This window comes from uncultured Parabacteroides sp. (assembly GCF_947855115.1).
GTDB lineage: Bacteria > Bacteroidota > Bacteroidia > Bacteroidales > Tannerellaceae > Parabacteroides.
In genome coordinates, this window is record NZ_CANTZW010000033.1 from 36,178 (window position 1) to 44,807 (window position 8,630).

Sequence of the window (8,630 nt, forward strand, 5' to 3'; positions counted from 1 at the left end):
TTTTTCCGGCAGCCTTTTTTTGTTCCGGCTAAAACAATCAATTAATCTTTCGGGGTAACAAAAGCCGTATATACCTGCAAGATGGCGGCTACGCTCAGGCACAGAATCCATTCGGTGCGGTTATTAAACATGAAGCCGGAAGATACGATCATCAAGAGCCCGGCGAACACGTTGAAACGGTGAAGGCGCCGACGGCGAAAATCTAAGTCTTTAACCGGAAGGGTCAGGTAACAAACCGCTATACCCGCTGCTCCGACAGCGAATAAATAAGGGGCGACAGCCCAGTGGGTAAGGTATAATATAGCACCGACTAATACGAGTAATCCCGCTATGCCGAAAATAATTGATCTGATCTGTTGATTCATTTATTTATCCTTGATAATAAAAACATCTTCGTTCGACCTTTTCATGAAATACTCTTCACGGGCGAAACGTTCCAGTCCCTCCTTGTCCGTATGAAGGTCGTTTAATTTCTTACTATTGATCTCAATCTCTTTTTGGTAATGTTTGATCTCTTTCTCCAGACTACGTATTTTCTCATCATACGTATAGCGTTTATACAGGCTGCTATCGCCTACCGTAAAGGTAACGATGAGGAACACGATGGTAACTAACCAGTAAGCGTTAATCCACGATAGATACTTTATATAAAACTCTTTTATGCGTGACATCGGAACATCGTTTTCGCGAAGATAATGAATTATTTTATTTATCTTTGCCCTTACAATAATAATTGACAGTTGACAGTTGACAGTTGACAATTAAAGAAAACTCTGTCCGGCTGTCAACTGTCAACTGTCAACTGTCAACTAAGAATGGATAATTATATTGTATCGGCAAGAAAATACCGCCCGTCCACTTTCCGGAGTGTAGTAGGGCAAAAGTCTCTTACCACTACGCTGAAAAATGCGATACAAAGTAATAAATTAGCGCATGCCTACCTGTTTTGCGGTCCTCGTGGAGTAGGAAAAACCTCGTGTGCCCGCATATTTGCGAAGACGATTAATTGCTTGAATCTGACAGAAGATGGCGAGGCTTGCAACGCATGCGAGTCGTGCCGGGCTTTCAACGAGCAGCGCTCTTACAATATCCATGAGCTGGATGCCGCTTCGAACAACTCGGTAGACGATATCCGTACCTTGATTGACCAAGTGCGTATCCCACCTCCAATCGGTAAATATAAGGTTTTTATTATTGATGAGGTTCATATGTTGACGACTGCCGCGTTCAATGCGTTCCTGAAGACGTTGGAAGAGCCTCCGCATCATGCCCTCTTTATCTTGGCTACGACCGAGAAGCATAAGGTACTTCCTACGATCCTTTCCCGTTGTCAGATTTATGATTTCTCCCGTATATCTATTGCCGACATGGTGGAGCATTTGCAATATGTCTCTTCGCAAGAAGGGGTTACGGCAGAGCTGGAAGCCTTGAATGTGATCGCCCAGAAAGCAGATGGAGGTATGCGCGATGCTTTGTCTATCTTTGACCAAGTGGTAAGTTTCACGAATGGTAATATCACGTATCAAGCGGTTATCGATAACCTGAACGTGCTGGATTATGAGTATTATTTTCGTCTGACGGATGCGATCTTATCTGGTAATGTACGAGCATCTTTATTGATCTTGAACGAGATATTGGGCAAAGGATTCGACGGGCAGAATATTATAACCGGTTTGGCCGGGCATTTCCGGGATTTACTGGTATGCCGGGATGAGTCTACCTTGGTGCTATTTGAGGTCGGGGCTTCTATACGGGAACGATATAAGGAGATGGCGAAACGTTGTCCGGATCAGCTTCTGTTCAAGGCGATAGAATTGGCGAATACGTGCGATTTGAATTATCGGGCGAGCCGTAATAAGCGTCTTTTATTGGAATTGACCTTGATTCAGCTTTGCCAGTTAACGCAAGCTGCCGTTGAGGATAAAAAAAAAGCGTTGATTGAGCCAATTTCCGGAACGAACCCTACTTCTCCAGGGGCGAGTAACGGACAGTCTCAACAAACCCAAACACCTCCGGTTACGGCAGCGGCAGGCGCTCCTCAAGTCGTAAGCACACGTATGCCGAGTACCGCCTCTGTACCGCCTCCTGCTTCTATCCCTAATCAAGCTCGAAGAACGTCTCGTCCGATGGGGATATCCATGAAGGAGATCGGAGTGGAGAAGCCCAAACCGCAGGTTGCCCAGCCAACGGCCGCGGCAGTAAAGGAGGTGGTCGCTCCTTTTGACAATGAAACCTTGATCCGCGAATGGGACAATTACGCCGCTACGATAGATAAGAAAGTGTATCTAAAGAATACAATGATCAATTGTAAGCCGACCTTACAAGAAAATTATTATTTCGAGGTGGCTGTACATAATCCGGGGCAGCAAGAGGAATTAATTAATAATGCGATCCATATCCTGCCGTTTCTCCGTCAGCATCTTAACAACAGCCGTATCCAGATGCGTGTCCGGATCGTGGAGGGGAATGAGAAGCATTTGGCTTACACATCCACGGAGAAATTAGAGCTGCTGATGAAGATAAATCCTACCTTGGGACGTTTGAAGGATGAGTTTAATTTGACGTTAGACTAAGTTATGATAAGAAACAGCCTCAAGAGGTCGATCCTCTCGAGGCTGTTTTTATAATGATCACTTTTCGTTTTAGCAAGCTTTGAAGCTCATATCCAAACTCTTGACGGAGTGGGTTAAGGCTCCTACGGAAATGAAGTCTACGCCGCATTCAGCGTAATCGCGTAGCGTGTCGAACGTGATACCGCCGGAAGACTCTACCTCGTAGCGTCCGTTGATACGGCGAACCGCCTCTTTCGTATTCTCGATACTGAAGTTATCCAACATGATACGATCGATACCGCCCACTTTCATGGCTTGTTCCAACTCATCGAAGTTACGAACTTCGATCTCTATCTTTAAGTTCTTGCCTTTTTCTTTCAGATAGTTTTGAGCACGTGTAATCGCTTGCTCGATGCCACCGGCGAAATCCACATGGTTATCTTTCAATAGGATCATATCGAACAAACCGATACGATGGTTCATACCGCCACCGATACGTACGGCCTCTTTCTCGATCATACGCATACCGGGGGTTGTCTTACGGGTATCCAAAACGTGTGTCTTGGTACCTTCCAGCGCCTTGGCATATTTACGGGTCGTAGTAGCGATGCCGCTCATGCGTTGCATGATATTCAGCATCAATCGCTCGGTCTGTAATAAGGATTGGATTTTACCTTCCACCACGAATGCGATATCACCTTTTTTCACTTCGGCACCATCTTGTATAAAGACTGTCATTTTCAGTTCCGGATCGAAGTCGCGGAAGATACGTTTAGCCATTTCCACGCCGGCCAATACACCGTCTTCCTTAATGATTAGCTGGCTTTTTCCCATCGCGGTCTCAGGGATGCAACATAAGGTTGTATGATCGCCATCGCCAATATCCTCGGCAAACGCTAATTTGATTAAGTCGTCAATAAGTTTGTCCATCTTTTATTCTATTCTGATTGATTGTATAATCGCTGTATTCCCTTCGGCACGGTACGTGATGTTTACACGGTACTCACCGGAAGAGGTCGGAAGCTTTCCTACAAGGAAACCGCTTTCCTTTTTATCCGCGTGATGTACGACCGAGAATCCGGAAGGCTTGTTCGAACTGAAGAATGAGGACAACATAGAGACGGCCTCACTTCCGTTACATTTCTTGGAGGAACCGGGCAAGGCTACATCCACCTCCTTATCCATAGCTCCGGATAAAGAAGAGGCGTTTCCTGCCTTGAAAGCCTTTGATATACTGGTAATATCCGCCGCTTGCGCATATACGAACGCAAATATCAAGGCGAATGTAAGCAAGAGTCGTTTCATAAGCTTTCTTTATTTTATCGAGTAATTAATGGCAAAGGTATGTATTTTTCTTGTAACTTAGCTTTTCTAAACATGTAAATGTAAGTAGATGAAGATTGGATTGATTGTGATTGGTAAGACGGATGCCGGTTATTTTGTGGAAGCGATCAATGAGTATAAAAACCGCTTGGTGCATTATATACCCTTTGAGATGGAAGTCATACCGGATATAAAAAACGCGAAGAATCTCTCTGAGGCACAACAAAAGGAAAAGGAGGGCGAATTGATTTTAAAGGCCTTGCAACCCGGTGATTATTTGGTGCTGCTGGATGAGAAAGGAAAGGAGTTTACCTCCATGCAATTTTCTACCTATCTGGAAAAGAAAATGCATGCGGTTCCGAAACGCTTGGTGTTTGTGGTAGGGGGGCCTTATGGTTTTAGCGAGGCCGTATATAAAGCGGCGTCGGAAAAGATCTCGTTGAGCAAGATGACTTTTTCCCATCAAATGATCCGCTTGATTTTCATCGAGCAAATCTACCGGGCGATGACGATCTTAAATAACGAGCCTTACCATCACGAATAGCCGTATCGTTTTACGAGAGTAGTCTCACGAAGACCACTCTCGTTTTTATCCTCTGTTAGTGAACAAGTTTCAAGCCGACAATCCCTATTAATATCAACGATAAAAATAGTAATCTGAATATATTGGCAGAATCATGAAACAATAAAATCCCTAGAATGACGGCTCCTACACCTCCGATTCCGGTCCAGATCATGTAAGCTGTACCCATCGGGATACTTTTTTGGGCGAGATATAAGAAATAACCGCTCAAGCCCATAGACAAAACAGATAAGACGATGAATCCGATAGCATATCTGGGATACATATTAGAGAGTTTAAAGCCTAACGGCCAGCCGATCTCAAATAACCCGGCAATAATTAACAGAATCCAAGCCATATAGAATTAGTCTTAAAAGTTTTCCCGTGTCTTTTGAATCAATAAATAATCCAACAAAGTCATGGCAGCCATAGATTCGACGATAGGCACCGCGCGAGGCAATACACATGGGTCATGGCGTCCGCGCGCTTTTAATATCGTATCCTCTCCTTCCATGTTGACGGTCTCCTGTTCCATCAGGATCGTAGCGACCGATTTAAACGCTACCCGGAAATAAATGTCTTGCCCGTTGGAGATCCCTCCTTGTATGCCGCCGGAATGGTTGGTACGGGTGTTGATATGTCCGTTATCATTGAAAAAGCGGTCGTTCCGTTCCGACCCGCGATAAAGGGCGGCATCGAATCCGTCTCCATACTCGAATCCCTTTACGGCGTTGATCGTGAGCATCGCATGCCCCAATGCCGCATGTAATTTCCCGAACACAGGCTCTCCCAATCCTACAGGCACTCCTTTCGCCACGCAGGTAATAACGCCCCCGATCGTATCTCCCTGTGATTTGACCTCGGCGATCAATGCTTCCATCTCAGAGGCGGTCTTCGGGTCTGGGCAACGCACGGCGCTCTCTTCCGTCAGGCTTAGATCATAATCCCGGTAACTACCGGCTAATTTGATCGGGCCTACCTGCGAGGTGTAAGCTTGGATCTGTATACCATATCGCTTGAGGACGAGTTTGGCGATAGCCCCGGCCACGCAGCGGGCTATTGTCTCGCGTGCGGATGAACGTCCGCCTCCGCGAGGATCACGGATTCCATATTTCGTTTGATATGTATAATCTGCGTGAGAAGGACGGTAAACCGTTTTCATGTTATCATAGTCCGAGGAGTGTTGGTTCTTGTTCCAGACAATGAAGCCTATCGGCGTTCCTGTTGTCTTTCCCTCGTAGATACCGGAAAGAAACTGTACTTCATCATCCTCTTTACGGGGGGTCGTGATGCGGGATTGTCCCGGTTTACGACGGTTCAGCTCTTGCTGGATAAATGCCGTATCTAACTCGATCCCGGCCGGGCATCCATCGATCACGCCACCGATACCGGGGCCGTGCGATTCGCCGAACGATGTTAGTCTATAAATATTACCAAAAGTATTCACCGCTTTGTCTAATTGAAAATTGAAAATTGAAAATTGAGAATCGAAAGCCGATGATTAGGCACTTCTCCTAATTTCCAATTTTCAATTCTCAATTTCCCATTATTTAGTGGCATCCGCCACAGCCACAACCACCTTCGTGGCTATCGCCGCAACCACTGCCGCAATCGTCGCAACCGCAACCACATCCACCTGTGGGAGCCGCGAACGCCGCGATCTCTTCTGCGGTTGGTTCATGCACATCGATTACCTCGCCACTGAAATGCAAAGTCTCGCCGGCCAACGGATGGTTGAAATCCATTACCACGATATCGTCCTTCACTTCCAGAACGGAACCATTCATGCGGTTACCGTTAGAATCCATCATCGGGACGGTGTTGCCTTCCTTGATCATCTCGGCATCGAATTTACCGTCTACCTCGAAGATATTTTTCGGAAGATCCAATACGTGCTCTTCGTTATATTCGCCATAAGCCTCGTTCGGCTCGATGGAGAAATTGAACGTGCCACCTACTTCCAGCCCGTTTAAGGCCTTCTCGAACGCCGGAAGCATCATGCCTGTTCCGTAGATGAATTTTAGAGGAGCCTCGGCCGTCGCTTTTTCCATTAACTCACGTTCTTCGCCTTCGCCAACGTTCAGGTCGTATGTAACCGCAACGTATTTGTTTGCTGTAATTTTCATTTGTCTTGTATTTTTAATATGTATAGAAATGCTCGCAAAGATACGATTTTATTTCTTATCCACCGCCTTTTTGAGTGCCTTCATCGCTTTATCCAGTACGGAGCGAGGGCAACCGATGTTTAAACGCATGTGGCCTTCTCCCCCCGGACCGAATATGCTTCCCTCGTTCAGCGCTAAGCCGGCTTTGTCTTTGAACAGGTGTACGAGTTCTTCCTGGCTTAATTTCAGATCCCTGCAATCCAGCCATACGAGGAAGGATGCTTGGGGTTGGTAGACTTTTATTTGGGGGAGATATTGTTTCATGAACTCTTCCACGAAGCGTACATTCTCCATGATATACATTCGCATTTGTTGCAACCATTCGGCGCCATATGTGTAAGCGGCGGTTGTCGCCGTATAAGCGAAAATCGTTCCATCGCCAAACTCTCCGGCCTCGAGGAAAGAATAAAACTCTTCCCGGATACGGTCGTTGGGCACAATGGCGTAGGAAGTCACGATACCGGCGATGTTGAATGTCTTGCTCGGTGCCATGAAGGTCACGCTACAAGAGGCGGCGGTATCCGATACGGACGCGAACGGATAGTGTGTATATTGAGGATAAGCCATTTCCGCATGGATCTCATCGGAGATAACCAAGATATTATGCTTGGCGCAAATCTCGGCCAGTCGGACTAAAGCTTCCTTTTTCCAGACGATTCCACCCGGATTGTGAGGGTTGCAGAGGATCAACACCTTGCATTTATCATCTATGATAGATTCAAGATGCTCGAAATCCATCTCATAGATACCGTCTACCATCTTTAGCGGATTATAAACGACTTCACGTTTCATTTTCTCCGGCACGATGCGGAACGGGTGATAGACCGGGGGTTGTATGATCACCTTATCTCCTTTTTGCGTAAAGCATTGGATGGCGAAAGCGATTCCCTTTACGATTCCCGGGATGTAACTGAGCCATTCCCGTTGTAGTTTCCAGTTATATTTATAATGTACCCAATTAATAATGCTTTCGTAATATTCGTCGGAGCCGAATGTATAACCGAAGACCTCATGCTCGCAACGTTTTTTCAAAGCGTCTACGATAAAGTCTGGTGTACGGAAGTCCATATCCGCGACCCAAAGTGGTATCAGATTCTCGTCACCGAACATCTCTTTCAGGCGGTCGAATTTCACGCAATTCGTACCCTGCCGTTCGATGACCTCATCAAAGTTGTAATGTTTCATGTCTTTAATTAACAATCAGTTTCTTAATAGTTTTTGGGGTCAAACTTACATAAAAAACTGCGATTTTAAAGTAAAATATATATAAAGATAATGTTTTTGCAACCAGGGTATGTGCAAGATGTTAATATTTGAGTTTTTGAGAAGGGATAGCGATAAGTTTTGCCGTATAAAGTAACCATATATTTTACCCGGGATGTCTCTATATCAAGACGCAAATCATCCGGATTTTGAAAGGTTACAAAATGTCATAATGTTATTACTGCTTTTCGTAGAGGAGGTATTTCGGGGCGTAGGGAATGGTTACGTGAAAAAACGCGAGCATTTGATAGTTGGGTGAATCAATATTGTATCAAACAGGAAGATTTGCTTTCTTATTTCTTTGTTTTGGGGGGGTGTATGCGTCTATAGGTCGTATTACAAGGAGAGTTTGTGTGTAATAGTTATTCTAGAAATGTGCTTCTCGTAGTTTGTTCTAGCATGAATTATACCGGATTTGGCTTTGAATTTAAGCGGAATTCGTTTGAATATTAACAAAATTTAGTCTGATAGTAGATGAAATTTCTTCCTTATGTTCTTCTGGATACTCCCTTATGTTTTTCTCAGAACAGTATAGTGTATTTTTATACGCTTGTTTATGGCATAAAGTGGTTAATAAATGTTTTATTTCGTATTTGTTTGTGTCTTTTTTTGCGCTAGAATGAGACTTTTTAAAAGATGCCTTGTTATCAGAAAGCTTATTATTTGATTAAAATGCTATTATATATAGGCTTTGGGTGACATTTGTTCGAGAGCGTTGATAGGGTAGAGAACTTTTAAAACTCAATAGTTCCCGCGGAACTAAGT

10 protein-coding genes are annotated in these 8,630 nt (G+C 44.8%); 2 read left to right on the top strand and 8 right to left on the bottom strand.

Annotation, left to right across the window (positions count from 1 at the left end; genetic code table 11):
• Positions 1-41: 41 nt before the first annotated feature.
• Positions 42-365, bottom strand: coding sequence for a hypothetical protein (locus tag Q0110_RS15990; RefSeq protein WP_297908686.1), 324 nt, complete (start codon positions 363-365; stop codon positions 42-44).
• Positions 366-671: a septum formation initiator family protein gene (locus Q0110_RS15995; protein WP_122379871.1), complete on the bottom strand. Its 306-nt coding sequence runs from the start codon at positions 669-671 to the stop codon at positions 366-368.
• A gap of 144 nt (positions 672-815) precedes the next feature.
• Here Q0110_RS15995 and Q0110_RS16000 point away from each other — a divergent pair, with 144 nt between their 5' ends.
• Positions 816-2,573: a DNA polymerase III subunit gamma/tau gene (locus tag Q0110_RS16000; protein ID WP_297908691.1), complete on the top strand. Its 1,758-nt coding sequence runs from the start codon at positions 816-818 to the stop codon at positions 2,571-2,573.
• 69 nt (positions 2,574-2,642) lie between these two features.
• Here the strand turns inward: Q0110_RS16000 and nadC are convergent, their stop codons facing one another.
• Positions 2,643-3,482, bottom strand: a complete 840-nt coding sequence (nadC, locus tag Q0110_RS16005) for a carboxylating nicotinate-nucleotide diphosphorylase (protein WP_297908694.1) — start codon at positions 3,480-3,482, stop codon at positions 2,643-2,645.
• Between the two features lie 3 nt (positions 3,483-3,485).
• Entirely contained in the window at positions 3,486-3,857 is a 372-nt protein-coding gene (locus Q0110_RS16010) for a DUF4783 domain-containing protein (protein ID WP_297908697.1), read from the bottom strand.
• Positions 3,858-3,945: 88 nt separating this feature from the next.
• Between Q0110_RS16010 and rlmH the strand changes: the two genes are divergently transcribed.
• Positions 3,946-4,419: a 23S rRNA (pseudouridine(1915)-N(3))-methyltransferase RlmH gene (gene rlmH / locus Q0110_RS16015; protein ID WP_297908700.1), complete on the top strand. Its 474-nt coding sequence runs from the start codon at positions 3,946-3,948 to the stop codon at positions 4,417-4,419.
• A 55-nt stretch (positions 4,420-4,474) separates the two neighbouring features.
• Here rlmH and Q0110_RS16020 read toward each other — a convergent pair whose 3' ends face one another.
• From Q0110_RS16020 to Q0110_RS16035, 4 genes are all read right to left on the bottom strand, one after another.
• Entirely contained in the window at positions 4,475-4,795 is a 321-nt protein-coding gene (locus Q0110_RS16020; protein ID WP_297908703.1) for an SMR family transporter, read from the bottom strand.
• A gap of 12 nt (positions 4,796-4,807) precedes the next feature.
• On the bottom strand, positions 4,808-5,884 hold the full coding sequence (gene aroC / locus Q0110_RS16025; protein ID WP_297908706.1) for a chorismate synthase: 1,077 nt from the start codon (positions 5,882-5,884) through the stop codon (positions 4,808-4,810).
• A gap of 103 nt (positions 5,885-5,987) precedes the next feature.
• Positions 5,988-6,563: an FKBP-type peptidyl-prolyl cis-trans isomerase gene (locus Q0110_RS16030; RefSeq protein WP_297908709.1), complete on the bottom strand. Its 576-nt coding sequence runs from the start codon at positions 6,561-6,563 to the stop codon at positions 5,988-5,990.
• Between the two features lie 48 nt (positions 6,564-6,611).
• Positions 6,612-7,787 carry a MalY/PatB family protein gene (locus Q0110_RS16035; RefSeq protein ID WP_297908712.1) on the bottom strand — a complete coding sequence of 392 codons (1,176 nt, stop codon included), beginning with the start codon at positions 7,785-7,787 and terminating at the stop codon, positions 6,612-6,614.
• Positions 7,788-8,630 lie beyond the last annotated feature (843 nt).